This window comes from Streptomyces sp. NPDC001157, assembly GCF_053598255.1.
The window spans coordinates 335,052-359,930 of sequence record NZ_JBSFJW010000001.1 but is presented as its reverse complement, the minus strand read 5'-3'; the positions used below and the strand labels follow the sequence as shown (position 1 = coordinate 359,930).

General features: G+C 70.9%; 25 protein-coding genes and 2 pseudogenes. 17 read left to right on the top strand and 10 right to left on the bottom strand.

The genetic code is table 11. The features are described 5' to 3' along the window. Positions 1-154: 154 nt before the first annotated feature. The gene (locus ACWDAG_RS01615) at positions 155-1,345 is read left to right on the top strand and encodes a zinc-dependent alcohol dehydrogenase (RefSeq protein WP_450693556.1); all 1,191 of its coding nucleotides are present in this window, start codon (positions 155-157) and stop codon (positions 1,343-1,345) included. Between the two features lie 98 nt (positions 1,346-1,443). Here ACWDAG_RS01615 and ACWDAG_RS01610 read toward each other — a convergent pair whose 3' ends face one another. After that, a complete protein-coding gene (locus ACWDAG_RS01610) occupies positions 1,444-2,514 on the bottom strand; it encodes an ATP-dependent DNA ligase (protein WP_450693555.1) in 1,071 nt (356 codons plus the stop codon). A 74-nt stretch (positions 2,515-2,588) separates the two neighbouring features. Here ACWDAG_RS01610 and ligD point away from each other — a divergent pair, with 74 nt between their 5' ends. Next, on the top strand, positions 2,589-3,647 hold the full coding sequence (ligD, locus tag ACWDAG_RS01605; protein WP_450693554.1) for a non-homologous end-joining DNA ligase: 1,059 nt from the start codon (positions 2,589-2,591) through the stop codon (positions 3,645-3,647). On the opposite strand, the pseudogene ACWDAG_RS01600 reads toward ligD, so the two are convergent. Further along, positions 3,637-4,042 (bottom strand): annotated as a pseudogene (locus tag ACWDAG_RS01600) (OmpL47-type beta-barrel domain-containing protein); the annotation flags it as partial. The gene ligD and the pseudogene ACWDAG_RS01600 overlap by 11 nt on opposite strands. 100 nt (positions 4,043-4,142) lie before the next feature. Between ACWDAG_RS01600 and ACWDAG_RS01595 the strand changes: the two are divergent. Next, positions 4,143-5,180 (top strand): LacI family DNA-binding transcriptional regulator, encoded by a 1,038-nt coding sequence (locus ACWDAG_RS01595; RefSeq protein ID WP_450693553.1) that lies wholly within the window; start codon positions 4,143-4,145, stop codon positions 5,178-5,180. A 42-nt stretch (positions 5,181-5,222) separates the two neighbouring features. On the opposite strand, the gene ACWDAG_RS01590 is transcribed toward ACWDAG_RS01595, so the two are convergent. Next, positions 5,223-5,573: a helix-turn-helix transcriptional regulator gene (locus ACWDAG_RS01590; protein ID WP_450693552.1), complete on the bottom strand. Its 351-nt coding sequence runs from the start codon at positions 5,571-5,573 to the stop codon at positions 5,223-5,225. Positions 5,574-5,704: 131 nt separating this feature from the next. On the opposite strand from ACWDAG_RS01590, the gene ACWDAG_RS01585 reads away from it, so the two are divergent. Beyond that, complete coding sequence (locus ACWDAG_RS01585) at positions 5,705-6,382, top strand: ANTAR domain-containing protein (RefSeq protein WP_450693551.1); 678 nt, start codon at positions 5,705-5,707, stop codon at positions 6,380-6,382. Between the two features lie 21 nt (positions 6,383-6,403). Here ACWDAG_RS01585 and ACWDAG_RS01580 read toward each other — a convergent pair whose 3' ends face one another. Continuing rightward, complete coding sequence (locus ACWDAG_RS01580) at positions 6,404-7,189, bottom strand: VOC family protein (protein WP_450693550.1); 786 nt, start codon at positions 7,187-7,189, stop codon at positions 6,404-6,406. A 214-nt stretch (positions 7,190-7,403) separates the two neighbouring features. On the opposite strand from ACWDAG_RS01580, the gene ACWDAG_RS01575 reads away from it, so the two are divergent. The 4 genes from ACWDAG_RS01575 (at position 7,404) to ACWDAG_RS01560 (ending at position 9,833) form a co-directional block, all read left to right on the top strand. Next, positions 7,404-7,655 (top strand): WhiB family transcriptional regulator, encoded by a 252-nt coding sequence (locus tag ACWDAG_RS01575; RefSeq protein WP_450693549.1) that lies wholly within the window; start codon positions 7,404-7,406, stop codon positions 7,653-7,655. Positions 7,656-7,975: 320 nt separating this feature from the next. After that, the gene (locus tag ACWDAG_RS01570) at positions 7,976-8,164 is read left to right on the top strand and encodes a hypothetical protein (RefSeq protein ID WP_450693548.1); all 189 of its coding nucleotides are present in this window, start codon (positions 7,976-7,978) and stop codon (positions 8,162-8,164) included. Then, positions 8,161-8,859, top strand: coding sequence for a cytochrome b N-terminal domain-containing protein (locus ACWDAG_RS01565; protein WP_450693547.1), 699 nt, complete (start codon positions 8,161-8,163; stop codon positions 8,857-8,859). Before ACWDAG_RS01570 ends, ACWDAG_RS01565 begins: the two co-directional genes overlap by 4 nt. Further along, positions 8,859-9,833, top strand: coding sequence for a hypothetical protein (locus ACWDAG_RS01560; protein WP_450693546.1), 975 nt, complete (start codon positions 8,859-8,861; stop codon positions 9,831-9,833). Before ACWDAG_RS01565 ends, ACWDAG_RS01560 begins: the two co-directional genes overlap by 1 nt. Before the next feature lie 73 nt (positions 9,834-9,906). Here the strand turns inward: ACWDAG_RS01560 and ACWDAG_RS01555 are convergent, their stop codons facing one another. The 3 genes from ACWDAG_RS01555 to ACWDAG_RS01545 form a co-directional block, all read right to left on the bottom strand. After that, a complete protein-coding gene (locus ACWDAG_RS01555; RefSeq protein ID WP_450693545.1) occupies positions 9,907-10,881 on the bottom strand; it encodes an acyl-ACP desaturase in 975 nt (324 codons plus the stop codon). A gap of 215 nt (positions 10,882-11,096) precedes the next feature. After that, complete coding sequence (gene ddaH / locus ACWDAG_RS01550) at positions 11,097-11,873, bottom strand: dimethylargininase (protein WP_450693544.1); 777 nt, start codon at positions 11,871-11,873, stop codon at positions 11,097-11,099. Between the two features lie 137 nt (positions 11,874-12,010). After that, the gene (locus ACWDAG_RS01545) at positions 12,011-13,624 is read right to left on the bottom strand and encodes an ABC-F family ATP-binding cassette domain-containing protein (protein WP_450693543.1); all 1,614 of its coding nucleotides are present in this window, start codon (positions 13,622-13,624) and stop codon (positions 12,011-12,013) included. Between the two features lie 299 nt (positions 13,625-13,923). Between ACWDAG_RS01545 and ACWDAG_RS01540 the strand changes: the two genes are divergently transcribed. Further along, a complete protein-coding gene (locus ACWDAG_RS01540) occupies positions 13,924-14,595 on the top strand; it encodes a GOLPH3/VPS74 family protein (protein WP_450693542.1) in 672 nt (223 codons plus the stop codon). A gap of 572 nt (positions 14,596-15,167) precedes the next feature. Here the strand turns inward: ACWDAG_RS01540 and ACWDAG_RS01535 are convergent. Further along, a complete protein-coding gene (locus ACWDAG_RS01535; protein WP_450693541.1) occupies positions 15,168-15,584 on the bottom strand; it encodes an SsgA family sporulation/cell division regulator in 417 nt (138 codons plus the stop codon). A gap of 250 nt (positions 15,585-15,834) precedes the next feature. Between ACWDAG_RS01535 and ACWDAG_RS01530 the strand changes: the two genes are divergently transcribed. The 4 genes and pseudogenes from ACWDAG_RS01530 to mmpA all read left to right on the top strand — a co-directional run bounded on the left by ACWDAG_RS01530 (position 15,835) and on the right by mmpA (position 18,724). After that, entirely contained in the window at positions 15,835-16,911 is a 1,077-nt protein-coding gene (locus ACWDAG_RS01530; RefSeq protein WP_450693540.1) for a WD40/YVTN/BNR-like repeat-containing protein, read from the top strand. A gap of 53 nt (positions 16,912-16,964) precedes the next feature. Then, the gene (locus ACWDAG_RS01525; protein ID WP_123968762.1) at positions 16,965-17,297 is read left to right on the top strand and encodes a plasmid stabilization protein; all 333 of its coding nucleotides are present in this window, start codon (positions 16,965-16,967) and stop codon (positions 17,295-17,297) included. A gap of 73 nt (positions 17,298-17,370) precedes the next feature. Then, a pseudogene (locus tag ACWDAG_RS01520) lies at positions 17,371-18,054 on the top strand (endonuclease V); the annotation flags it as partial. 526 nt (positions 18,055-18,580) lie between these two features. Continuing rightward, the gene (gene mmpA / locus ACWDAG_RS01515) at positions 18,581-18,724 is read left to right on the top strand and encodes a morphogenic membrane protein MmpA (RefSeq protein ID WP_351468599.1); all 144 of its coding nucleotides are present in this window, start codon (positions 18,581-18,583) and stop codon (positions 18,722-18,724) included. Positions 18,725-18,809: 85 nt separating this feature from the next. Here the strand turns inward: mmpA and ACWDAG_RS01510 are convergent, their stop codons facing one another. Then, positions 18,810-19,490 (bottom strand): GAP family protein, encoded by a 681-nt coding sequence (locus ACWDAG_RS01510; RefSeq protein ID WP_450693539.1) that lies wholly within the window; start codon positions 19,488-19,490, stop codon positions 18,810-18,812. A 168-nt stretch (positions 19,491-19,658) separates the two neighbouring features. Here ACWDAG_RS01510 and ACWDAG_RS01505 point away from each other — a divergent pair, with 168 nt between their 5' ends. Next, on the top strand, positions 19,659-20,552 hold the full coding sequence (locus ACWDAG_RS01505; RefSeq protein WP_450693538.1) for a YhjD/YihY/BrkB family envelope integrity protein: 894 nt from the start codon (positions 19,659-19,661) through the stop codon (positions 20,550-20,552). A 242-nt stretch (positions 20,553-20,794) separates the two neighbouring features. Here ACWDAG_RS01505 and ACWDAG_RS01500 read toward each other — a convergent pair whose 3' ends face one another. Continuing rightward, positions 20,795-21,973 (bottom strand): saccharopine dehydrogenase family protein, encoded by a 1,179-nt coding sequence (locus ACWDAG_RS01500; protein ID WP_450693537.1) that lies wholly within the window; start codon positions 21,971-21,973, stop codon positions 20,795-20,797. Between the two features lie 90 nt (positions 21,974-22,063). Here ACWDAG_RS01500 and ACWDAG_RS01495 point away from each other — a divergent pair, with 90 nt between their 5' ends. From ACWDAG_RS01495 to ACWDAG_RS01485, 3 genes are all read left to right on the top strand, one after another. Continuing rightward, entirely contained in the window at positions 22,064-22,444 is a 381-nt protein-coding gene (locus ACWDAG_RS01495; RefSeq protein WP_450693536.1) for an MmcQ/YjbR family DNA-binding protein, read from the top strand. 119 nt (positions 22,445-22,563) lie between these two features. Further along, a complete protein-coding gene (locus ACWDAG_RS01490; protein ID WP_450693535.1) occupies positions 22,564-23,718 on the top strand; it encodes a CaiB/BaiF CoA transferase family protein in 1,155 nt (384 codons plus the stop codon). After that, positions 23,715-24,857 (top strand): acyl-CoA dehydrogenase family protein, encoded by a 1,143-nt coding sequence (locus ACWDAG_RS01485; RefSeq protein ID WP_450693534.1) that lies wholly within the window; start codon positions 23,715-23,717, stop codon positions 24,855-24,857. The genes ACWDAG_RS01490 and ACWDAG_RS01485 overlap by 4 nt, the downstream gene beginning before the upstream one ends. Positions 24,858-24,879 lie beyond the last annotated feature (22 nt).

Sequence of the window (24,879 nt, the reverse complement as noted above, 5' to 3'; positions counted from 1 at the left end):
CTTATACGTTCATTGATGGCCATACCCGCTTGATTCTGATTGTGCGCGTTCGATGCGCCCATTGTCCCGATCCCGCTTCGGGAAGCGGCGGGGCGGGTACCCGGGCCGCACCGCAGGAACAGACACACCGATGCGACGGAGGGAGCGCCACGCGATGAAGGCTGTGACCTGGCAGGGGAAGCGGGACGTACGGGTGGAGGAGATGCCCGATCCGAGGGTCCAGGAGCCGACCGACGCCGTCATCCGCATCACCTCGACGGGGCTGTGCGGCTCCGATCTGCATCTGTACGAGGTGCTCACGCCGTTCATGACACCGGGCGACATCCTCGGACACGAACCTATGGGCATCGTCGAGGAGGTCGGGGCGGGGGTGCCGGACCTGGCGGTGGGCGACCGGGTCGTGGTGCCGTTCCAGATCGCCTGCGGCAACTGCTGGATGTGCCTGACGGGGCTGCCGACGCAGTGCGAGACCACGCAGGTGACCGGCGAGGGGATGGGCGCCGCCCTCTTCGGCTACACCCGCCTGTACGGCGCGGTGCCGGGCGCCCAGGCCGAGTACCTGCGTGTGCCGCAGGCGCAGTACGGGCCGATCAAGGTCCCGGAGGGTCCGCCCGACGACCGTTTCGTCTATCTCTCCGACGTCCTGCCCACCGCCTGGCAGGCGGTCGAGTACGCGGGGATCCCGGAGGGCGGCAGCATCGCCGTGCTCGGTCTCGGGCCGATCGGTGACATGGCCTGCCGTATCGCCCAAGTGCGCGGCGCCGGGCGGGTGTTCGGGGTGGACCTGGTGAGCGAGCGGCTGCGCCGGGTGAAGGCGCGGGGCGTGGACACATACGACCTGCGGAGCTTCGACAGTGAGAAGGAGCTCGTCCAGGCGATCCGGGACGAGACCGACGGCCGCGGTCCCGACGCAGTGATCGACGCGGTCGGCACCGAGGCCCACGGCAGCGCGGCCGCACGGCTGGCCCAGCAGGCCTCGGCCCTGCTGCCCCGCAAGCTCGCCGGGCCGCTCGCCGAACGCTTCAGCATCGACCGCCTCGCCGCCCTGCACACCGCCATCGAACTGGTCCGCCGCGGCGGCACGCTCTCCCTCGTCGGCGTCTACGGCGGCACGGCCGATCCGATGCCCCTGCTCACCATGTTCGACAAGCAGATCCAGATCCGCATGGGCCAGGCCAACGTGCGCCACTGGAGCGACGAGATCCTCCCGTATCTGACGGACGAGGACCCCCTCGGCGTCGACGACTTCGCCACCCACCGGCTGCCGCTCACCGACGCGCCGCACGCGTACGAGATGTTCCAGCGCAAGCAGGACGGCGCGGTGAAGGTGCTGATGACACCGTAGGGTGCGTGCACTCAGCCCGTCCGGCGTTTGAGGACGAGGCCGTTCAGGCCGATACGGGGGTCTGGGGGCGGAGCCCCCGGGCGGCGCGGCACCGCCGGTCAAGCCCTGCCCCCGAAGACCTCCGCCAGGTCGTACCGCACCGGCTCCTCCAACTGCGCGTAGGTGCAGCTCTCCGGGGTGCGGTCCGGGCGCCAGCGGCGGAAGCGGGCCGTGTGCCGGAAACGCGCCCCGTTCTCCATGTGGTCGTACGCCACCTCGGCCACCCGTTCCGGTCTCAGCGGCACCCAGGACAGGTCCTTCTTGCCCGACCAGCGGCTCGGTGCGCCGGGCAGCCGGGCCGTCTCGTGAGCCGCCTCCTCGGACCAGGCCGCCCAGGGGTGGCCCGCCGCGTCCGGCATGCGCAGGGGCTCCAGCTCCTCGATCAGCTCCGCGCGCCGCTTCATCGGGAACGCCGCCGACACGCCCACGTGCTGCAGGGCGCCCCGGTCGTCGTAGAGGCCGAGCAGCAGTGAGCCCACGATCGGGCCGCTCTTGTGGAGGCGGTAGCCGGCGACGACGACGTCCGCCGTGCGCTCGTGCTTGATCTTGAACATGGCGCGCTCGTCCTGGAGGTAGCGCCCGGTGAGCGGCTTGGCGATGACGCCGTCCAGGCCCGCCCCCTCGTACTGCTCGAACCAGCTCCGCGCCACGTCGATGTCGGTCGTGGCCGGTGCGAGGTGGACCGGCGCGGTGACCTCGGCCAGTGCTCGCTCCAGCAGCGCCCGCCGGTCGGTCAGCTGCACGTCCAGCAGCGACTCGTCCGCCAGGGCCAGCAGGTCGAAGGCCACGAAGGACGCCGGGGTCTTCTCGGCCAGCATCCGCACCCGGGAGTCCGCCGGGTGGATCCGCTCGGTGAGCGCGTCGAAGTCGAGGTGCCCCTCCCGTGCGATGACGATCTCCCCGTCCAGCACGCACCGCTGGGGCACCCGTTCCTTCACCGCAGCCACCAGCTCGGGAAAGTACCTGGTCAGCGGCTTGCCCGTACGGCTGCCGAGCTCGACCTCGGTCCCGTCGCGGAACACGATCGCCCGAAAGCCGTCCCACTTCGCCTCGTAGTGCATGTCCGGCGGAATCCTCGCCACCGACTTGGCGAGCATCGGCTTCACGGGCGGCATCACCGGCAGATCCATGGCTCCGATTCTGCTCGCATACGTCGTTTGTCGCCCGGTATGCGAGGTTCACTAGCTGCGCCTACCGTGGCCGCATGGGCGAAGCGGTGGAACTGGAAGCGGGCGGCCGCACCGTCCGCCTGTCCAGCCCGGACAAGATCTTCTTCCCGGAGCGCGGTTTCACCAAGCTGGACCTCGCCCGGTACTACATCGCCGTCGGCCCCGGCATCCTGCGTGCCCTGCGCAACCGCCCCACCACCCTGGAGCGCTATCCGGACGGGGTGACCGGAGAGAACTTCTTCCAGAAGCGGGCGCCCAAGAACATGCCCGACTGGATCCCGACCGCCCACATCACCTTCCCCAGCGGCCGCAGCGCCGACGAGATGTGTCCCACCGAGGAGGCCGCCGTCCTGTGGGCCGCCCAGTACGGCACGCTCACCTTCCACCCCTGGCCGGTGCGCCGCGACGACGTCGACCGCCCCGACGAACTCCGCATCGACCTCGACCCGCAGCCCGGCACCGACTTCGACGACGCCGTCCGCGCCGCCCACGAACTGCGCGCCGTCCTCGACGAGTTCGGCGGCCTGCGCGGCTTCCCCAAGACCTCCGGCGGCCGCGGCCTGCATGTCTTCGTGCCGATCGAGCCGCGCTGGACCTTCACCCAGGTCCGGCGCGCCGCCATCGCGGTGGGCAGGGAGTTGGAGCGCCGGATGCCGGACCACGTGACCATCAAGTGGTGGAAGGAGGAGCGGGGCGAACGCATCTTCGTCGACTACAACCAGACGGCCCGAGACCGCACCATCGCGTCCGCCTATTCCGTACGACCGCGCCCGCATGCCCCGGTCTCGGCGCCCCTGACCTGGGAGGAGGTCGGGGTCGCCCACCCCCGGGACTTCGACATCGCGACCATGCCCGCGCGCTTCGCCGAACTCGGCGATGTGCACGCGGACATGGACGACCGCCGCTTCTCGCTGGAGACGCTGCTCGAACTCGCCCGCCGCGACGAGCACGACCACGGGCTGGGCGATCTGCCGTACCCGCCGGAGTACCCGAAGATGCCGGGCGAGCCGAAGCGGGTGCAGCCGAGCAGGGCGAAGAAGGAGGCGCCTGAGGCGAAGGCCGAAGCGCCTCCTCCGGACGCCACAACTCCTTGATCCGGATGTCCTGGCAGGAGATCGCATCCGTCGTGCTGTGCCACTGCAGCCCGATGCGACCGGAGGCGAACCCCCGACCGTCCGTGCCGGGGTCGTCCGAGCGCGGTGCCCTTCTGGGTGACGCCACGCCTGGCGCCGGCCGGCCCGACCCGGTCGAAGGCGTAGATCGAGCCCGTCTTGTACATGTCGCCGTCGCCGTACTCGCGCTGCGGGAACCAGAGCATGCCCCGACCGTCCTTGGCGGTGCCGCTGGTGATCGAACCGTCCGGGTTCAGGGCGAACGAGCCACCGCCGACCCGCTCCCACCTGGCCAGGGAGGCTGCCGTCCCGTCGAAGATCTTCCGATGGCCCTCGGTCCGACCGGGCCTGCCGATCCCGGACTGCCGGGCCGGCCTTCTGGCTGGTGTCACGAGCCGCACCAGCACTGAGAGCGCTCTCTTCACCCTCGTCCACCCGGAGCTATCCTGATCGGCACCCGCCGACGAGGAGCTCGAAGTGACCGACACCGCACCGCGCCCCACACTGGAGGCCGTGGCCGCCCGGGCGGGCGTGTCACGGGCGACCGTCTCACGCGTGGTGAACGGCGGCGACGGAGTGCGGGAGCCTCTGGTCGCGCGGGTCCGGCGTGCGGTCGAGGAACTCGGATACGTGCCCAACCAGGCCGCCCGCTCCCTCGTGACCAGACGGCACGACGCCGTGGCCGTGGTCATCGCGGAGCCGGAGACCCGTGTCTTCGCCGACCCCTTCTTCGCGCTGCAACTGAGGGGCATCAGCAAGGAGTTGACGGCCCACGACAACCAGCTCGTACTGCTGCTCACCGAGGGTCGCGACGACCACGCCCGCGTCGGCCGCTACCTGGCCGGGGGCCATGTCGACGGCGCGCTCGTCTTCTCCCTGCACCTCGACGACCCGCTGCCCGGGCTGATCCAGCACGCGGGTGTGCCGACCGTGTTCGGCGGGCGGCCCGGCTGGAGCGACGGCCGAAGCGGGGTGGTGTACGTCGACAGCGACAACCGCGGCGGCGCCCGTGAGGCCGTACGTCATCTCGTAGGTCTCGGCCGCACCCGGATCGCGCACATCACCGGCCCCCTCGACCAGACGTCCGCGGCGGACCGGCTCGACGGCTTCCGGGATGTCATGGTCGACGCCGACCCGGGGCTCATCGTCGAGAGCGACTTCACCCCGGCCGGTGGTGAGCGGGCGATGCGGGAACTCCTCCAGCGGTGCCCCGACCTGGACGCCGTGTTCGCCGCCAACGACCTCACCGCGGCGGGTGCGCTGCGCGTGCTGCGTGAGTGCGGGCGGCGGGTGCCCGAGGACGTCGCCGTGATCGGCTTCGACGACATGCTGCCCGTCGCCGAGCAGGCCGATCCGCCGCTGACGACGGTCCGTCAGGACATCGAGGAGATGGGCCGGCTGATGGCCCGGCTGCTGCTGAGCCGCCTCGGTGCCCGCGGCACCGACCAGGGCGTCGCAGATGAACCGGCCGGCGTCGTGCTGCCGACGACACTGGTGCGACGGGCCTCGGCCTGAGCCGCATGTCGACACGGGGCGCCGTGAACGCCCGTGGTGCGGTCAGGTCGTCGCGTGGGACCGGGTGTCGCTGGGGGAGCTGGTGGAGCGGTCCGCCTCGTTCTGCACGAGCAGCGAGAGCAGCGACGCCACGGTCAGTCCGGCCTCGGCGGGATGGCGCAGGACCTGGCTGGGATCGATCCGATAGGTGTTGGTGCGTCCCTCCCTGGTGTGGGAGAGATATCCGGCCTGTTCGAGGTCGGAAATGATCTTTTGGACGGCGCGTTCGGTGAGGCGGCAGTGCGCGGCGATGTCACGGATCCGGGCACTGGGGTTGTCGGCGATGGCCGCCAGCACGCGCGCGTGATTGGTGACGAACGTCCATCCGGTGTGTGGCTCGGGCACTCCATCCATGTCCCAACTGTAGCGAGACGCGATTCACGAATTCAAAAGGACGTACTGGATTTCATGTATTTCTTGACGTGTATGAGGGAAGAGGGGAACCTTGGGAACGGAGACGGACGAGCACTCGAGGGAGAGAGGCCATGCCGGAGTCTGCGCAGGCCGCGCAGCCATGCCTGGTGACGATCGACGTGATGCCGGACGGCGATCGCATGAACGTGCGGGTGTGCGGTGAACTCGACCACGGCGGCCGGCAGCTCGAACGCGGCCTGGCCGAGGCCCTGGACAGCTCGGCGAGCGGTATCGACCTGGACCTGAGCGCCATCGGTTTCTGCGACTGCTCCGGTCTCAACCTTCTGCTCGGTCTGCGACGGAAGGCGCTCGACGAGGGCAAGACGGTCACCATCTCCGCCAGCGGCCCTTCGGTCGACCGGCTGCTGGAGCTGACCGGCGCCCGGGAGTTGTTCGTGCACCCCGGCTGCGGTGCGGAGGGCAACGAGGCGGATGCCGCAGGTGACACTCCGGGCGCGCCGGAGGCGGTCGATCAGGAGCTGCGCAAGGAGGTCGCCGAGCTGCGACGGGCGATGCAGACCCGGCCCTCCATAGATCTGGCCCGCGGCATCCTGATGGCCTCCTTCAGCCTGAGCCCCGAGGTGGCGTGGACCGTGCTCGTCACGGCCTCCCAGAACACCAACACCAAGCTGCATCTCCTGGCCCAGGACCTGGTCGGCACCGTTCAGGGCAGGCCGCTGCCCGAGAATGTGCAGCAGCAGCTGGCTGCCGCGGTCGACCAGGCGCGCGCGGCCGTCCCGCCGGTATGACCGTTCGGCCGCGTCACATCCTCACGTCTGCGGCGGTGCGCTCTTGATCACCGCGAAGCGGGCGCCGTAGGGGTCGGCGAGTTTGGCGAAGCGCCCCACGCCCTCGATGTCCGTGGCGGGGACGCGGATCTCGCCGCCCAGCTCCCTTGCCCTCGCGACCGTGGCGTCCGTGTCGGCGACCTCGAAGTACGGCAGCCAGTACGCGCGGTCCTCCGACGGGTCGTCGGCGAGCGGGACGATGCCGCCGAACATGGAGTCCTCGCCGCCCCCGGCCGGGTTGAGGGTGGTGTATGTGCCGCCCGGGAAGTCCACCGCCGCCGTCTCCAGGCCGAGCGTCTCGTGGTAGAACCAGGCGGCCGCGGCGATGTCCGGGGTGTACAGCTCGACCCAGGCCAGGGCGCCCGTCTCGTTCGCCACGTCGACGCCCTTGGTCCGGCCGGGCTGCCAGATGCCGAACGGCACGCCCGCCTTGTCGGCGAGGATCGCCATGAGTCCCTCGCCCATCACGTCCATGGGCTGCATCAGCACACTGCCGTGCGCCTGCTCGGCCGCCTTGGCGGTGGCCTCGGCGTTCCCGCTCTGGAAGTACACGGTCCAGGACGGCGGGCCCTGCTCGGGCGTGGTCTGCATACCGCCCGCCGCGGTCCTCCCGTCCAGCTGGAAGAAGCCGTATCCGCCGGCGTCCGGCCCCGCCGACTGGAACCGCCAGCCGAAGAGGCCGCCGTAGAAGGAGATGGCGCCGTCGATGTCGGAGGTGCCGACGTCGATCCAGTTGGGAGCGCCGTTGACGAAACGGGTGGTGAGCATCTTCGCCCTCCTCGGAAGGGTCCCGTTCTCTGCACTGCCGAGTCTTGCACCGCCCACTGACAATCGCTGCCGGAGCCGTCTTTCCGCCGCGTTTCCGCGCGCCGCCGTGCGCGGTGATGTGTCGGGGAGCCACCATCAAGGTGGCCGGGGCCCGCAGGGCGGCGTTGATGACTCGTTGATCGAACGTTTTTCGGCTCGCGGCACGATCTCGTCCATGCAGATCGACACCATCACCCCGGCCGACTTCGCCTGGCAGGCCCAGGCCCAGGCGCTGTGCGCGCAGACGGGGGCGGACTTCTTCTTTCCCGAGCCGGGCAGCTCGGTGCGTGAGGCGAAGCGCATCTGCGGCATGTGCGAGATGCGCCGGGCCTGCCTTGAGTACGCCCTGCAGAACGACGAACGCTTCGGCGTCTGGGGCGGCCTGTCGGAGAAGGAGCGCCTGGAGCTCAGGCGGACGGCACACTGACACGCCGCGTCCCGGCGGAGCACCACCTTCGAGGGATTGCGGGTCGGGGGTTGGGCGGGACGGTTTCGAGCTGGATGACCTGTTCGAGACGAACCGGGGACGTCGTGGGGCGGATCCCGACGAACCCCACGCCGGGGGCCGCATTCCGCGACCCGCATGGCCGACGATCCCCGGGGTGCGGCGAAAGCCGACGGAACGCCGACTCCGAAGCATGATCTTGTTGGGCCTTGTAGCCCATGGTCCGGGCGATCCCGGATGCCCACCGCTCTACGAAGCGCTTCGCTCGACATAGCGATGCAGAGCGGATGGGGACACAGACCATGGCAATCACAGGACTCCTGCTGTCGCACGGCCGTGCGTTCGCAGCACCCATCGATCTCAACGGAACCGGGCGCTATGTGCACTGGGGCGTGATCCAGTTGTCCGTCGCGAACCTCGTGGTCATCGGAGTGATGCTGGTCGTCTTCGTCGTCGCCCTGCTGCTGCCCTTTCCCGGAGGCCGCCGATGAGTGACCCGGGCGAGCACGGCGCGGCCACCGGGCCGCGGGGAAACGAGTCCGCTGAGGGCGGCTGGACCGGAGCGGTGCGGCGTCGGGCGGTCTCGGCACTGCCCCCGGACAAGCTGCTGCCGGACACCCAGCCTGCGTACATGGCCTCGTGGATCTACGTCTTCGGCGTGCTCACTTTGGCCTCGCTGATCGTGGTGCTCGTCACCGGCGGGGTGCTCGCGCTGAGAGGGCCCGCGTGGTGGCATGTCTCGTCGACGGGCAAGTACGTGAACGGCCTGCACCTGTGGAGTGTCGAGCTGTTCATGTTCTTCATGGTCATCCATCTGTGGGGCAAGTTCTTCATGGCAGCCTGGCGCGGCCGACGGGCCCTGACCTGGGTCACGGGCGTGGTGTGCTTCCTCGCCTCGATCGGTACCGCCTTCACCGGCTACCTCGTCCAGCAGAACTTCGACTCGCAGTGGATCGCCGGGCAGGCCAAGGACGGGCTGAACTCGGTCGGTATCGGTGCGTTCTTCAACGTGCTGGACTTCGGGCAGATGCTGATGTGGCACATCGTGCTGCTTCCCTTCGTCCTCGGGCTGCTGACCGCCTGGCACGTCCTGCTGGTCCGGCGGCGCGGAATCGTGCCGCCGATCGGGGCGACCGATCCCGCGGCAGGCGCCGAGGCCGCACCCGCACCGGCGGAGGTGTCGTGATGCGCCGACGATCCGAGAAGTCCGCACTGCCGGACCCGGCCGACTTCCCCACCCGGCCGTACGACCTGGTCAAGGAGTTCACGATCGCCCTGGTGGTGGTCGCGCTCCTCACCGCCGGTCTGGCCGCTGTCTTCTCTTCGCCCGACGACAGGCCGGTGACCCTGGCCTCCTGGTCGCGTGCGGCCGGCGTGGACTTCACGGCCACGGCAGTCGCCGAACTCGGCGGCACCAGCGGAACGGCCGAGTACGGACCGCCGTACAACCACACGCCCGACGCGGCCCAGAAGCTCGGTCCGCTCGGGCTGCAGAGCGCCGCCGGGGTGCGCATCCCGATCGACACGGCCGACGACTTCGTGCTCCGTCCGCTGACCGAGGCCCCCGAGCCGCCCGGCGTGCGCGCGGCCCTCGCCGTCTGGTCCGCGGCCCCGGCCTCCCGGCAGCAGGCGTGGACCAAGGCCTACTCCGACGCCCTGGCCAAGGCGCCCGGCGGTGACCCCGCCAAGGTCGCGGGCGGCGACTACGGGCCCGTCCCCGTCCTCACCGCGCGCCTGCTGGGCCTGGCCAGGTCCGGTGCCCTGGACGGGCAGCTGGAGGCCGGGGGCAAGTTCTACCAGACCGACTACACCCGCCCCCTGCTCTTCCTCTCCGACGGTTCCTACCTGGAGTCCCTGGCCCGCGCCCAGCACCTGGGCGGCGACCAGTGGGGAATGATGAACGAGACCGGGAACTACCCGGGCCAGGCGTGGCTCTGGCTCTACACGTTCTGGTACCAGATCGACCCCTTCAAGTCGTCGGGTAACGCCGACGCCCTGATCTGGGGCCTGATGGCCGTGCTCAGCCTGGGCCTGCTGATGGTGCCCTTCATCCCCGGGGTGCGGTCCATCCCGCGCTGGACGCGCGTGTACCGGTTGATCTGGCGCCCGTACTACCGGGACCAGGAGGCTGCGGTGCGGGCCCGGCAGTCGGGGGACTGAAGGTCACGTGACGGCGCGGGCTCGCCGGGACGAATGCGTACCGGCGAGCCCGCGCGTGCTGTCAGGCGGGGTGTCAGCCCGCGGCGCGTGCCGCCATGCGCGCCTTGCGTGCCGCCAGCTTCTCGTCGAACTTCAGGGCCTCCGCGTCCAGCCCGCCCAGGAATAGGCCGAGCTCGTCCTGGGCCTGCTGCCCCTCGGGGCCGAGGCCGTCGATCTCCATGATCTTCAGGAAGCGGAGGACCGGCTGGAGCACGTCGTCGTGGTGGATGCGCAGGTTGTAGACCTCGCCGATCGCCATCTGCGCGGCGGCCCGCTCGAAGCCGGGCATGCCGTGGCCGGGCATCCGGAAGTTGACGATCACGTCGCGCACGGCCTGCATGGTGAGGTCGGGCGCGAGCTCGAAGGCCGCCTTGAGCAGGTTGCGGTAGAAGACCATGTGCAGGTTCTCGTCGGTCGCGATGCGGGCCAGCATGCGGTCGCAGACCGGGTCGCCCGACTGGTGGCCGGTGTTGCGGTGCGAGACGCGGGTGGCGAGCTCCTGGAAGGCGACGTAGGCGACCGAGTGCAGCATCGAGTGGCGGTTGTCGGACTCGAAGCCCTCCGACATGTGCTGCATGCGGAAGGCTTCCAGCTTGTCCGGGTCCACCGCGCGCGAGGCGAGCAGGTAGTCGCGCATCACGATGCCGTGCCGGCCCTCTTCCGCCGTCCAGCGGTGCACCCAGGTGCCCCAGGCGCCGTCACGGCCGAACAGCGAGGCGATCTCGTGGTGGTAGCTGGGCAGGTTGTCCTCGGTGAGCAGGTTCACCACCAGCGCGATACGGCCGATCTCGGTGACCTTGGACTGCTCCTTGTCCCAGGCCTCGCCGTCCTCGAACAGACCGGGGAAGTTACGGCCGTCCGACCAGGGCACGTACTCGTGCGGCATCCAGTCCTTGGCGACCTTCAGATGCCGGTTCAGTTCCGTCTCGACCACTTCCTCCAGTGCGTACAGCAGCTTGGCGTCGGTCCAGACGGCAGGGCTGCCGAGGTGCGGCGAAGTGATCGTCACGGGAACTCCATGGGGACGAGCAGCAAAGGGGGATGGACCGGCGAGCGGTGCCGGAACCTACGGGATCGTAGGCTACGAAACCGTAGGTTACGAAGCCGTAGGTTAAGTGCGGTGTAAAGATCCCTGATCAGGCCGTGTTTCGTAGGACTTCCAAGGAATGCCGGAAAGCCCCAGGACCGCAGGTCCCAGGGCTGGAAGGGTGACCGGTATGCCCGTCAGGCGTACAGCTCCCGCAGCCGCACCGAGAGACATGTCACACAGCCCTCGAGCTTCTCGTACTCGCTGATGTCCACCACGACCGGATCGTGACCGAGGTCGGCGAGCAGCTCCGCCGACTTCGGCGCGCTCGCCGCCATCAGCAGCTTGCTGCCGCCGAGCAGCACCACGTGCGAGCCCGACTCCTCGGGCACCGACAGGAAGCGCGGGAACAGCGACGGCCGGTCCACCTTGGGGATGTTCCCGATGACCGTCCCGTCGGGCAGCGCCGTGACCGCCGACTTCAGATGCAGCACCTTGCTCACGGGTACGGCGACGACCCGCGCCCCCAGCGGCTCGAAGGCGGCCCGCAGCTGCTGGACACCGGCCGCGTTGGTGCGGCCGCCCCGGCCGACGTAGATCGTGTCGCCGATCTTCAGGACGTCGCCGCCGTCCAGGGTGCCCGGCTCCCAGATCCAGTTCACCGAGCAGCCCAGGCGGGCGACGGCCTCCTCGACGCCGGCCGTCTCGTCCCGCCGGGACTCGGCGCCGGGGCGGGTGATCAGCGCGACGTTCTTGTACATGACGACCGTGTCCTCGACGAACACCGAGTCCGGGCAGTCGTCCTCCGGGTCCACCTCGATCGTCTCCCAGCCGTGCTCGCGCAGGGCCTCGACGTACGCCTCCCACTGCTCGACCGCGAGATCGAAGTCGACCTTCTCCCGCTCGATGTGCGTCACCAGCCCTTCGGCGAGGCGGGGGCTCGGACGGCGGACGAGGGCCTTCTTGCTGGGCACGACGGGACTCCGAATCGGCGGGACGGCAGACCGGGCGCCCAAGACGCGACACCCGGTCCGCCATCATGCAACCCCGATCCATGACGGCAAAACCCTCGTTGCCAGGCTGTGCCCCTCCTGAGATGCGGGGTCGGGAGCTATCCGATCGCCTCCGGCGTGGTCTCCCGCAGTTCGCCGTCCAGCAGCAGCCACCGGGTGATGCCGATCGACTCCAGGAACGGCAGGTCGTGGCTGGCCACGATCAGCGCCCCCTCGTACGACTCCAGGGCCGACGTCAGCTGCCGCACGCTCGCCATGTCGAGGTTGTTCGTCGGCTCGTCGAGCATCAGCAGCTGCGGTGCGGGTTCGGCCAGCATCAAGGCGGCCAGGGCCGCCCGGAAGCGTTCGCCGCCGGACAGGGTGGCCGCCTTCTGGTCGGCGCGGGCGCCCCGGAACAGGAAGCGGGCCAGGCGCGCCCGGACCCGGTTGTTGGTGGCGGTCGGCGCGAACCGGGCCACGTTCTCGGCGACCGACAACTCGTCGTCGAGCACGTCGAGCCGCTGGGGCAGGAAGCGGAGCGGCACGTGCGCGTGCGCCTCGCCGGACACCGGTGCCAGCTCCCCGGCGATCGTCCGCAGCAGCGTCGTCTTGCCCGCGCCGTTGCGCCCGATCAGCGCGACCCGCTCGGGGCCGTGCAGATCGAGCCCACCGGCCACGCGCGCGCCGTACGCGAGCTCCAGGTCCATGAGGGTCAGGACCGTGCGGCCCGGTGGTACGGCCGTGTAAGGCAGGTCGACGCGGATCTCGTCGTCGTCCCGTACGGCGTCCACCGCCTCGTCGAGCCGTTCCTTCGCCTCGGTGAGCCGCTCCTCGTGCATGATGCGGTGCTTGCCCGCGGACTCCTGTGCCGCGCGCTTGCGCGCCCCCATGACGATCTTCGGCTCGCGCTTCTGGTCCCACATCTTCTGCCCGTACCGTTTGCGCCGGGCCAACTTGACCTGTGCGTCGGCCAGTTCGCGCTTCTGCTTGCGGAAGTCGGCCTCCGCGACCCGCACCATGCGCTCGGCCGCCTCCTGCTCGGTGGCGAGAGCCTCCTCGTAGGCGGAGAAGTTGCCACCGAACCAGGTGACCTCCCCGGAACGCAGATCGGCGATCTGGTCGACCAGTTCCAGGAGTTCGCGGTCGTGGCTGACCACGACCATCACTCCCGGCCAGGACTCGACGGCCGCATACAGCCGTTTGCGCGCGTACAGGTCGAGGTTGTTGGTCGGCTCGTCCAGGAGCAGGACGTCCGGGCGGCGCAGCAGCAGCGCGGCGAGCCTCAGCAGCACCGACTCGCCGCCCGACACCTCGCCGATCGTGCGGTCCAACTCGATGTGACCGAGCCCGAGTTCGCCGAGCGTGGCGAGGGCGCGTTCATCCACGTCCCAGTCGTCGCCGACGGTCTCGAAGTGCTTTTCGGCCACGTCGCCCGCCTCGATGGCGTGCAGCGCGGCACGCTGCACGGCGATGCCGAGCGCCTCGTCGACGCGCAGGTGCGTGTCGAGCGTGACGTTCTGCGGGAGGTAACCGACCTCGCCCGCGACGCGCACGGCGCCGTCGGCCGGGGTGAGCTCACCGGCGATCAGCCTCAACAGGGTCGATTTCCCGGACCCGTTGACGCCGACGAGCCCCGTCCTGCCGGGACCGAAGGCGACATCGAGGCCCTCGAAGACGGGGGTGCCGTCGGGCCAGGTGAAGGACAGGGACGTACAAGTGATGGAAGTAGACATGCGGGCCTCGCGGTTGCTTGGTGCGGTCAGGGGCAAACGCGTAGAGAGACACCGGAGACCTGCAGCGGGAGAGGAGAGCCCACGGGCATGAAAAAAGCCCTGTTCCGCCAGGACGGCTCGAACGCCGAGGTCGCACGCAGCGCACACACCTCACGTGTGTGACACGGTGTCTCAAGACCTCAGTCGAGCAACGTCCTTCTCCAATCGACGGCAACAGAACCGCTGTACACCGTAGGAGGCGGTGGGCGGGCTGTCAACGGATTAACGTGATCCCGCCCTCACCGCACGAAGGAGTCCCCGTGTCCAACGGCCCGCTCTCCCTGCCCGCCCGGCTCTATCTGCTGGCCTGGGACACCGACACCGCCGAGGTCACCGCCGCCGCCCGCCTCCACCACCTCGTGCGGGCCGGCGCCCTCACCGAACTGGCCCGGCGCGGGCTGCTGGTCGACGAGGACGGCATCGCAACCCCCGCCGACATGGACTCCCTCACCGGGGACGCCGTCCTCGACGGACTCCTCGAACTGGTCCGCGAGTCCCGGCCGCACCGCTGGCAGACCTGGGTGACACTGCACGCGCGCGTGACCCTCGACGCCGTACGGGAGCAACTGACGGCGCAGGGGTGTCTGCGGGCGGAGCGGAAGCGGGTCCTCGGGGTCTTCCCGAGCGTGGAGCACGTGCTGGCGCGGCCGGACGTCGTGGACGCGCTGCGTGAGGAGGCGCGGCAGGTTCTGGAGGGCCCGGTGCCCGTTGCGGAGGTCTCCGACCGGGACGCGGCCGTCGTCGCCCTCGCCGCAGCCGCGGAACTGCCCACGCTGGTGCCGGGCAGGGACAGCAGACGCCACCACGCGCGCGTGGCGGAACTGACCGAGCGCAGCGGGGCGGCGGCGCCCGCGCTGCGGAAGGTCGTCACCGAGGTGCACACCGCGCTCACCGCGGCGCTGACGGCGGTCGCCACGGCGACGGGCGACTGAGCCGCACCCGGCACCTCACGCAGATGTCGGATTCCTGCCGGTCGCCGCCCGGCAGCGGCTGGTTGAGTGTGCCCGAATGACGACCGAGAACCCTCTCCGCGCCACCGCGGTCGCCACCACCAGCGCGGGCCTCTCCTCGGCCCTCGGATCGGCGGACGGCGACCGGTCCGCGACCCGGCCCTCGCCGACATGATGCGTACGGTGCTCGCCGCGGGCGCGGTCGGGATGGACATCGAGGACGCGCCGTACGAGGCCGGATCGCGGCCGCCCGCAAGGCCTCCGACGCGCAGAGTGTGTGCCGCTGTTCGTCAACGCCCGGATCGACACCTTCCTCAGGGACGCGGGCGGAGTGGACGTCATTTCGGAGCGGGCCCCGGCGCCCCGCCGATCCCGAACTGGCCGCACACGAGTCGCTGGCGGTTGCCCTCGCCTACACCGAGCTCAACGAACCGCTGCCGGTGCGCTGAACGGGCCCAAGGGGCGCGGTGTTTGCGGCTCCGCCGCGGGGCGCGACCAGCCACAACGGACCCGCAGACAAACAGCTGCCTGTCCCGTCCCACCCAGCGGAGCGCTCAGCACGCGTCCCGGATCAGCTCCGCCAGGTCATGGTCCAGATCCAGCTGCAGATGCTCCAGACCCACGGGCACCAGGGCGCTCGTGGCGTCGAGGAACCGGCGTATCTCGTGCGACCGGACGTGCACGACGGCGGTGCCCTCGGGGGCGTGGAACTCCAGGACGGTGCGCTCGTAGCCGTACGGCCGTACGCGCACGTCGCCGTGGCCCTCCGGCTGGTGCAGACCGGCCGCGAGGAGTTCGCGGGCGAACGTCCAGCAGACCTCCACGCCCTCCAGCGTGGCCGGGGCCGGGAAGGTCATACGGACCGCGAACGGGTCGCTGCGGTCGTAGTGCAGCTTCGCCGGGATGCTCGGCATGCGCGGCGCGGCGGCGACGAGGCGAGCCTCCACGGGTTGTTCGATGACGGTGGACAACGCCTTGCTCCCTTGTGACGTCTGGACGGGCTTCCGGGTGGATCGGGTCGGGCACTGCTAGAGACGCTGGAATCAGCCAATCCGTGCACACCGTTTTCGAGTGACCTGCGTCACCGCATTCATGCACAGGAGTGACGCAGTCCATTTCCCGTGCACCGACGGGCAGTTGTGACGAGGGCCGCCGTCTGGACTGCGTCCGGGGCGTCGGCTAGCTTCGCCCGCCATGAGGCGCATGGGGAACACGCGACGAATGAGACGTACATTTCGGACGGTGGCCGCAGGGGTGGTGTGCTCGGCGGCGCTGGCCGCCCTGACCGCCGTACCGGCACAGGCCCAGGAGCCCGGGCACCGGGCGCCGCACTGGGAGCTCAAGGACACCGGCGCGAGTGGCGTGCGCTTCCGGGGGTTGTCGGCCGTCAGCCGGGACACCGCCTGGGTGGCCGGAACCGGTGGCACCGTGCTGCGCACCACCGACGGCGGGGCGAGCTGGCGGAACGTCTCGCCGCCGGGCGCCGCCGACCTGCAGTTCCGGGACATCGAGGCGTTCGACGCGCGGCGCGCCGTCGTGCTCGCCATCGGCGAGGGCGAGGCCTCCCGGGTGTACCGCACCGACGACGGCGGCGAGACCTGGACGGAGTCCTTCCGCAACACCGACACCAAGGCCTTCTACGACTGCCTCACCTTCTTCGACCGCCGCCACGGCCTCGCCGTGAGCGACCCGGTGGACGGCAGGTTCCGCATTTTGTCGACCGGCGACGGGGGCCGCTCCTGGAAGGTGCTCCCGAGCGAGGGCATGCCGGCCGCGCTGGACGGCGAGGCGGGCTTCGCGGCGAGTGGGCAGTGCCTGGTCGCCTCCGGCCCCTCGGACGTCTGGCTGGCCACCGGTGGCGGTGCACGCGCGCGCGTGCTGCACTCCGCCGACCGCGGACTCACCTGGACGGCCGCGGACACACCGGTCCCGGCGGGCGACCCGGCGAAGGGCGTCTTCGCGCTCGCCTTCCGCGACCGCACCCACGGCCTCGCGGTCGGTGGCGACTACCGCCCCGACCAGACCTCCCCGCAGGCCGCGGCCCGCACCTCCGACGGCGGCCGCACCTGGCAGCCCGCGGCCACCCCGCCGCCCGCCTACCGGTCCGGCGCCGCCTGGCTCCCGCACAGCCGCACCGCGGCCCTCGCGGTCGGCCCCACCGGCACCGACCTGACCACCGACGGCGGCCGCACCTGGCGGACCGTCGACACGGGCTCGTACGACACCGTGGACTGCACGGCGGACCTGGGCTGCTGGGCGGCGGGGGAGCAAGGGAGGGTGGCTCGTCTGGAGCGGTGACGCACGGGGTGAAGCGGGTACCCGGTCGCGGAGTGCGAAGGGAGTGAGCGAGCATGCCCGCAGGTTCCAGCTCCAAGCGTGAGCGCCAGTACGAGCACATCAAGAAGAGCGCGCAGGACCGGGGTGAGAGCACCGGACGTGCCAAGGAGATCGCGGCGCGGACGGTGAACAAGGAGCGTGCCCGGTCCGGCGAGTCCAAGTCCGCCAGCCGCAGCTCCACGAAGGACATGTCATCCGGCAAGCGCGGTGGCCAGCGGTCCGGCCAGGGCTCCCAGGGCCCCACCCGCGACCAGCTGTACAACGAGGCCAAGCAGCGCGGTATCGAGGGCCGTTCGAACATGAACAAGGGGCAGCTGCAGCGCGCGCTGAACGCGAAGAAGGGCTGAGTACCCCGTCCCCGGCGACGGCGAGGATCCTCCCGCCGTCGCGGGGGCTCAGGGCCGTACGCTCGTCCCCATCATGACGACCGTACCCATCCCCGCCGGCTGGCCCGCGACCGAGGAACAGGCCCGCGCCGTACAGGACGAACTGCGGACACAGGTGGTGCTCGACGAGCCGGGACCGCCGCCGGGCACCGGCCAGATCACCGGCGTCGACGTGGCGTACGACGACGAGCGGGACGTCGTCGCGGCCGCGGCGGTCGTCCTCGATGCGGCGACGCTGGAGGTCGTCGCGGAGGCGACGGCCGTCGGCCGCATCTCCTTCCCGTACGTCCCCGGACTGCTCGCCTTCCGCGAGATCCCCGCGGTCCTCGCGGCCCTCGACGCCCTGCCGTGCCCGCCCGGCCTGGTCGTCTGCGACGGCTACGGCCTGGCCCACCCGCGCCGCTTCGGCCTCGCCAGCCACCTCGGCGTCCTGACGGGCCTGCCCTCCATCGGCGTCGCGAAGAACCCCTTCGCCTTCGCCCATGACGACCCGGCCGCCCCGCGCGGCAGCAGCGCACCCCTCCTCGCGGACACCGAGGAGGTCGGCCGCGCGCTGCGCACCCGGGACTCCGTCAAGCCGGTCTTCGTCTCGGTCGGCCATCGCGTGAGCCTCGACAACGCCTGCGCCCACACGCTGGCGCTCACCCCCGCCTACCGCCTCCCGGAGACCACCCGCAGGGCGGACGCGTTGTGCCGCAAGGCATTGCGGGAGGCTGCCGCCCCGAGGAAACCACTGGCCGACCGTGCGGCGGCGGACCCCACCCGGTCGTGGGGACGCACCCTGTTCGAGCGTCAGTCCGACCCGGTGACCTGGGCGGGCCATGTGCTCCGGGCGGCGGCCACAGGGCAGGGGCGGACGCCGGAGATCGAGGCGGCCCTGGAGTTCGCGGGGGACCGCGACCGGTGGAGCCGTGGACGCGAGGTGTTCGAGCTGGTCCGCCGCGGATGGGCGGACGAGGAGCAGTTCACGCAGGAGCAGCGGATCGTGTTCCGCCTCGCGGAGCTGGTCGGCAAGGTCGCCCACAACGAGGCCGGGCCTCCTCCGTTCTTCGACCACCACGCGGGGTGGCAGATCGGTCCCCTCGCCTGGCGGCTCGCCGCCGCGGCCGATCCCGCCGTGCGGGACCGGATCGCGGACGCGCTGGGCGGCCGGCCGCCCGAGCCGCTCGACGGGTGATCTGAGTAGCCGGACTGAGTACTCGTACGGATGTGGGTGCGGTGCGCCCGTCGGCAGGCTGTGCCCCATGACGACGCACCGCGCCCCGAAGCCCCTCGCCGATCCCAACCGTCCCGTCGAGCGTGCCGTGACGGCCGCGCTGGTCCTTGCCGTGCTGGCGGGGCTCGGCTGGATCGCCGGGATGCTCTACACGGTGGCGGGATGGTCCTAGCTCCCGTTCCGCGGGTGGCGACAGTGCCGGCTCGCGACCTGGACCACGCGCTCGGCGGGCAAGCCGAGCCACGCCGGACATGACCTCATTGGGCCAGCGCGTAGGCACTCTTTCCCGCAAGCAACAGGCCGACCACGACACTGCCGTACACGATCGCCGGTTCCGCGTGGCCCTGCATCCAGGAGCGCAGTTCCCGTAGTCGGTGTTGGGCAGACGCCGGCTTGAAGACGACATACAGCTCCGCGGCGAGCAGAGTGGCGGTCGCCACGATGCAGTACCCGGCCAGTATCGGCCAGGTCGTGGGGTCGGAGCCGTCGGCCTCCATCACCGTCACGGCGCCGGCGGCGACAAGCCCCCACGGTTGCAGAAGGATCGCAAGCCCCGCCGCCGGCCAGAGCGCGCCGCGGTCTATCCGGGAGGTGAGGAAGGAGGACGACCTGCCCTTCCGCGGCGAGGCGACGGCGACGGACGGATCGTGGCGACCGGCCCTTCGGCGCCTGTGGACGCCGTAGACGACCAGTGACACTCCGATGGCGACCTTGACCGCGAGTTGTGCCGTGGACGGAGGCGACCTCGGCTCCGGGGGCTGCCCGCCGGTCACCGTCAGGACCAGAGCGATCACCGCGACGAAACACGTCATCCATCCCGCGATGAAGGCGAGCCCTGTCCGAACGCCCTTGACGGATGCCACCACCAGGACGAACGCCATGAGAGGGAGCGGGTCCAGCGTGATGGCGAGGGCGATGAGCAGGAGGTCGAAGACCATGGGCGATCCCATCAGGCACCGTACGGGTCGAGCCTATGCACGGCTGTGACCTACCGCATCTCATGTGACGGTTGAGCCGGTCTTGGCCCGTGCCTGCGGCAGGGTGCCGAGGGCCGCTTCGTCGCGCACTCTGGAAAGGGAAGGGGCGACGATGGAGACTCGCGGCTGATGCGGCGCCGGGATGCGGTCACGGACTCGCGCGCGTCACGGTGGCGTGGCCGTCTCGGGCAACTGACGGCCTGGCTGAAGGCCGTCCACGCGCGCCTGGAGATCCGCTTTCCCGTCATCACAGCACTTCTGGACCGCATGGTGGCGGTGAACATCTTCGACTCCGCCACCCGCATCGCGGCGCAGTGTTTCCTGACCGCGGTCCCGTTGCTGTTCGTGCTGTCCGCGTACGCGCCCGAGGCGGTGCAGAACCAGGTCGTCAAGTCAGTCAGCGCCGTCTTCGGTCTGAGCGGGCAGTCGAAGTCCGAGGTGCAGCAGGTGTTCCAGCCACCGACCGACAACGTGCGCCAGGCGATCGGCGTGGTGGGCGGGCTGATGGTGCTGCTGTCGGCCACCGCGGTCAGCCGTGCGGTGCAGCGGCTGTGCAAACGGGTCTGGCTGTTGCCCCCCGGAGGAACGAAAGTCGCTCCGTGGAGATGGCTCGCATGGATCGCGCTGTGGCTCGGCGCGCTGGTCGCGCAAGGGTTGCTGCGCGACGGGTTCGGCCTGGGGGCGTGGCTGGGCATTCCGATCGTTCTGGCCGTGCAGACGGCCATGTGGTGGTGGACCCAGCATCTACTGCTGGGCGGAGCCGTCCGCTGGGCGCCCCTGCTGCCGGGGGCTGTCCTCACGGCGATCGCAGTGAGCTGTCTGTCCGTGGCCGCACACTTCTACATGCCGCGGGCGCTCAACCGGGCACTGTCCGACTACGGTTCCGCGGGTTCGGTCTTCGTCATGCTGTCCTGGCTGATCGTCGTGTCCGTGGCCGTCGCTGTAGGGCTCAGTGTGGGCGCCGTACTGTCCCAGGAGCCGTTCCTGCGGCGCCGCCTCGGAAGTCCGACCTCGCCACCCTGACGGGGGCACTGGGCGCACACCGCCTCGGTGGCGGACCCGGTGCGGGGCCCGCCGCCGAGTCCGCTCGCTGTTCGCAGGTCCCTCGCGCCAGTGCCGCGGCCCGGCGCAGACGACGAACGTGCACCGTTCCTGCGCCCAGGCGCCCAGGCGCCCAGGCGCCCGGCCAGAGCCGGGAAGGGGACAGGATGCCGAGCGCGGTCGCGCGTCGGTCCTGCTCGCGCCTGCGCCTCAGGAGTGCCGATTCACCCGCTCGACGCCACCCGGAAGGTGATCCCCGCCCGCCGCAGCCGTTCCGTGAGCGCGTCGCCCATCGCGACCGCCGTGGTGACCTGGCCGGCCGTCGGCGGCAGGTCGTCGAAGGCCAGCGACAGCGCCGACTCGGCGAACATCTTCGCCGTCTCGTCGTAGCCGGGGTCGCCGCCCGCGACCTCCGTGAGCACCTGCCGGCCGCCGCCCTCGCCCACGAAGCGGACCCTGAACCAGCTCTTCGCCCGCTTCTCGGCGCTCGGCCCCTCGCCGGGCTTGAGCCGGTCCGACAACCAGCGCCGCGCGGGCGGCAGTTGGGCGGCCGCGAAGAGACCGCCGACGGCCGCGATCCCGCCCACGGCTACGGGCAGGTGCCGCACGGCCGCGTAGTGGCGGTAGCGGAAGTCGGGGCCGTAGCGCTCCAGGGCCTTCGCGGAGCGGCCCACGATCTGCGCGTCGATGGTCGGCAGCGGCAGCGCCCAGGCGCCGACCTCCTTCGCGAACCGCGGCACACCCGTCGGCGCGCCCGCCCGCCGCCCCACCAGGCGCGGCTCGTGCCGCTTTCGGTCACGCTCGGCGGCCAGCATCGGCCGCACCCGCGAGAACTGGTTCAGCGCCGACGCGAACGTCCCGCCGGAGAAGGTGGCGTCGGCCGTCACGAACCCGTCCACCGTCAGCGGCACCCCCTCCGGCAGCTGCCGCACGGTGAAGTACGCGCCCAGGTCATGGGGGATCGAGTCGAACCCGCAGGCATGCACCAGCCGCGCACCGGTCTCACGCGCGCGTGCATCGTGCCGGACGTACATGAGGTCCACGAACTCGGGCTCACCGGAGAGGTCGAGATAGTCCGCACCACTGTCCGCGCAGGCGGCCACCAGCTCCTCGCCGTACGTCACATACGGTCCCACGGTCGTGGCCACCACGCGCGCGTGCTCCGCGAGTTCGCGCAGCGACGCCGGGTCGGCCACGTCCGCCCTCAGCAGCCCGACCTTCCCGCTGCCGGGCAGCCGCTCGCGCAGCCGCTCCAGCTTCTGTTCGCTGCGGCCCGCGATCGCCCAGCGCAGGTCGTCGGGCGCATGCGCGGCGAGGTACTCCGCGGTGAGCGCCCCGACGAAGCCCGTGGCTCCGAAGAGCACGATGTCGTACGGACGGTCCGTCCTGTTCAGCCTGCTCATGACACCCCTCGGTCCGCAGCACGCGCCGTTGTCGGTGGCCGAGGCTAGCGTGAGATGTGCGGAGCCCGACGACGAGCCCGGAGGTAAGCGGTGACCGTGCCCGAACGCGCCCTGAGGAAGTGGGAGAAAGTGCGCGAGTTCGCTCTCGGGCTGCCGGGTGCCGCCGAGGAGTTTCCGTGGGGTGAGACCGTGGCCAAGGTCAACAAGAAGGTGTTCGTGTTCCTCGGCATGGACGACGGCAGCTACCCGCTGGGCATCACGGTGAAGCTCAGGGAGGACGCGGCCCACGCGCACGCCCTCACCTCCCCGGGCGCGGAACCCGCCGGATACGGGCTGGGCAAGGCCGGCTGGGTCCGCATCCCGCTGGCGGAGGAGGGCGCACCGGCGGCGGAGCTGCTGTGCGACTGGGTGGAGGAGAGCTACCGCGTGATCGCACCGAAGCGGCTGATAGCCGAGCTGGACTCGCGGTGAGGGGCATGGCCGCGGCGCAACTTGGCTAAGCGCTTGCTCTCCCGGGTCTTGTGTCCGCTGGAACGTGTTCCTAACATCACTAGTGTTACAGCAGTTGTGTCACAACCCCTGGGGACTGCATGGCAGAGGCAAAGACGCCTGGACACGGCCCGCTCTCCGGCGTGCGCGTGGTGGAGCTGGCCGGTATCGGGCCCGGCCCGTTCGCCGCCATGCTCCTCGCCGACCTGGGCGCCGACGTCGTGCGCGTGGACCGCCCCGGCGGCGTCGGGCTCGCGATCAACACGGAGTACGACATCACCAACCGCAACAAGCGCTCGGTGATCGTCGACCTGAAGTCCGCGGACGGCCCCGCACGCGTCCTCGACCTCGCCGCACGCGCCGACATCCTCATCGAGGGCTACCGCCCCAAAGTGGCCGAACGCCTCGGCGTCGGCCCCGAGGCCTGCCACGCCCGCAACCCGGCGCTCGTCTACGGCAGGATGACGGGGTGGGGCCAGGAAGGCCCCCTCGCGCACCGCGCCGGCCACGACATCGCGTACATCGCCCTCACCGGCACCCTCGGGATGATCGGCAGCCCGGACGAGCCCCCGGCCGTCCCCGCCAACCTCCTCGGCGACTACGCGGGCGGCTCCCTCTACCTGGTCGTCGGCGTCCTCGCCGCGCTCCACCACGCGCGCGCGGGCGGCACCGGCCAGGTCGTCGACGCCGCCATCGTCGACGGCACCTCCCACCTCGCCGCGATGATCCACGGCATGCTCGCCGCCGGCGGCTGGCAGGACCGCCGCGGCGCCAACCTCCTGGACGGCGGCTGCCCCTACTACGGCACCTACGAGACGGCCGACGGCAAGCACATGGCCGTCGGCGCCCTGGAACCGCAGTTCTACGACGAGTTCGTGCGCGTTCTCGGCATCCCGGAGCACGCCGACGCCCGCAAGGACTGGACCCGCTGGGGCGAACTGCGCGAGGCGGTAGCGGCCCGCTTCAAATCCCGCACCCGGGACGAGTGGACGGCCGTCTTCGAGGGCTCCGACGCGTGCGTGGCGCCCGTGCTGTCCCTGCGCGAGGCCCCGCACCACCCGCACCTCGCCGCCCGCGGCACCTTCACCGGTCACGGCGGCATCACCCAGCCCGCACCCGCCCCCCGCTTCTCCGCCACTCCCACGGCGGTACGGACCGGCCCCGCGCAGCCCGGCGCCGACACCGCCGCTGTGGCGCGCGACTGGGACGTACCCGACCTCCTGAAGGACCAGGAACTCATGAAGGGCTCCGAATGAAGCGGCAGATCTTCGCCCCCGAGCACGACGCGTTCCGCGCGACCGTGCGTGCCTTCCTGGCCAGGGAGGTGCTGCCGTACTACGAGCAGTGGGAGAAGGACGGCATCGTCTCCCGCGACGCCTGGCGGGCCGCCGGCAAGCAGGGCCTGCTCGGACTCGCCGTGCCCGAGGAGTACGGGGGCGGCGGCACCTCCGACTTCCGCTACGCCACCGTCCTGGCCGAGGAGTTCACCCGCGCGGGCACTCCCGGGCTCGCTCTCGGCCTGCACAACGACGTCATCGGCCCGTATCTCACCGGCCTCGCCACCGACGAGCAGAAGCGGCGCTGGCTGCCCGGCTTCTGCGACGGGTCGATCATCACCGCGATCGCCATGACCGAGCCGGGCGCGGGCTCCGACCTCCAGGGCATCCGTACGCACGCCGAGGACCGGGGCGATCACTGGCTGCTGAACGGCGCCAAGACGTTCATCTCCAACGGGATCCTCGCCGACCTGGTGATCGTCGTCGCGAAGACCACCCCGGAGGGCGGCGCGCACGGCCTGTCCCTCCTTGTCGTCGAACGCGGCACGGACGGCTTCGAGCGCGGCCGCAACCTCGACAAGATCGGCCAGAAGGCGCAGGACACGGCCGAGCTGTTCTTCACCGACGTGCGCGTGCCCAAGGAGAACCTGCTCGGCACCCTGGGCGGCGCCTTCGGCCACCTGATGACCAACCTCGCGCAGGAGCGCCTCAGCATCGCCGTCTCCGCGATCGCGGCCGCCGAGCACCTGCTGGAGATCACCACCGAGTACGTCAAGGAGCGCGAGGCCTTCGGCCGGCCGCTCGCCACCAAGCAGCACATCCGCTTCGAGATGGCCGAGATGGCCACCGAGTGCGCCGTCACGCGCGCGTTCCTCGACCGCTGCGTGGAGGAGCACTCGAACGGCCGGCTCGACGCGGTGGACGCCTCCATGGCCAAGTGGTGGGCGACCGAACTGCAGAAGCGGGTCGCCGACCGCTGCCTCCAACTGCACGGCGGCTACGGCTACATGACCGAGTACCCGGTCGCCCGGGCCTTCACCGACGGCCGTATCCAGACCATCTACGGCGGGACGACCGAGATCATGAAGGAGATCATCGGCCGTTCCCTGCTGGACTGAAGCTCGTTGCCCGGCTGCCCCT

Bases quoted from the DNA above. Each gene is read 5' to 3' on its own strand.
- ACWDAG_RS01615 (WP_450693556.1), top strand. From the start codon at position 155: ATGAAGGCTGTGACCTGGCAGGGGAAGCGGGACGTACGGGTGGAGGAG.
- ACWDAG_RS01610 (WP_450693555.1), bottom strand. From the start codon at position 2,514: ATGGATCTGCCGGTGATGCCGCCCGTGAAGCCGATGCTCGCCAAGTCG.
- ligD (WP_450693554.1), top strand. From the start codon at position 2,589: ATGGGCGAAGCGGTGGAACTGGAAGCGGGCGGCCGCACCGTCCGCCTG.
- ACWDAG_RS01590 (WP_450693552.1), bottom strand. From the start codon at position 5,573: ATGGATGGAGTGCCCGAGCCACACACCGGATGGACGTTCGTCACCAAT.
- ACWDAG_RS01585 (WP_450693551.1), top strand. From the start codon at position 5,705: ATGCCGGAGTCTGCGCAGGCCGCGCAGCCATGCCTGGTGACGATCGAC.
- ACWDAG_RS01580 (WP_450693550.1), bottom strand. From the start codon at position 7,189: ATGCTCACCACCCGTTTCGTCAACGGCGCTCCCAACTGGATCGACGTC.
- ACWDAG_RS01575 (WP_450693549.1), top strand. From the start codon at position 7,404: ATGCAGATCGACACCATCACCCCGGCCGACTTCGCCTGGCAGGCCCAG.
- ACWDAG_RS01570 (WP_450693548.1), top strand. From the start codon at position 7,976: ATGGCAATCACAGGACTCCTGCTGTCGCACGGCCGTGCGTTCGCAGCA.
- ACWDAG_RS01565 (WP_450693547.1), top strand. From the start codon at position 8,161: ATGAGTGACCCGGGCGAGCACGGCGCGGCCACCGGGCCGCGGGGAAAC.
- ACWDAG_RS01560 (WP_450693546.1), top strand. From the start codon at position 8,859: ATGCGCCGACGATCCGAGAAGTCCGCACTGCCGGACCCGGCCGACTTC.
- ACWDAG_RS01545 (WP_450693543.1), bottom strand. From the start codon at position 13,624: ATGTCTACTTCCATCACTTGTACGTCCCTGTCCTTCACCTGGCCCGAC.
- ACWDAG_RS01530 (WP_450693540.1), top strand. From the start codon at position 15,835: ATGAGACGTACATTTCGGACGGTGGCCGCAGGGGTGGTGTGCTCGGCG.
- ACWDAG_RS01525 (WP_123968762.1), top strand. From the start codon at position 16,965: ATGCCCGCAGGTTCCAGCTCCAAGCGTGAGCGCCAGTACGAGCACATC.
- mmpA (WP_351468599.1), top strand. From the start codon at position 18,581: ATGACGACGCACCGCGCCCCGAAGCCCCTCGCCGATCCCAACCGTCCC.
- ACWDAG_RS01510 (WP_450693539.1), bottom strand. From the start codon at position 19,490: ATGGTCTTCGACCTCCTGCTCATCGCCCTCGCCATCACGCTGGACCCG.
- ACWDAG_RS01505 (WP_450693538.1), top strand. From the start codon at position 19,659: ATGCGGCGCCGGGATGCGGTCACGGACTCGCGCGCGTCACGGTGGCGT.
- ACWDAG_RS01500 (WP_450693537.1), bottom strand. From the start codon at position 21,973: ATGAGCAGGCTGAACAGGACGGACCGTCCGTACGACATCGTGCTCTTC.
- ACWDAG_RS01490 (WP_450693535.1), top strand. From the start codon at position 22,564: ATGGCAGAGGCAAAGACGCCTGGACACGGCCCGCTCTCCGGCGTGCGC.
- ACWDAG_RS01485 (WP_450693534.1), top strand. From the start codon at position 23,715: ATGAAGCGGCAGATCTTCGCCCCCGAGCACGACGCGTTCCGCGCGACC.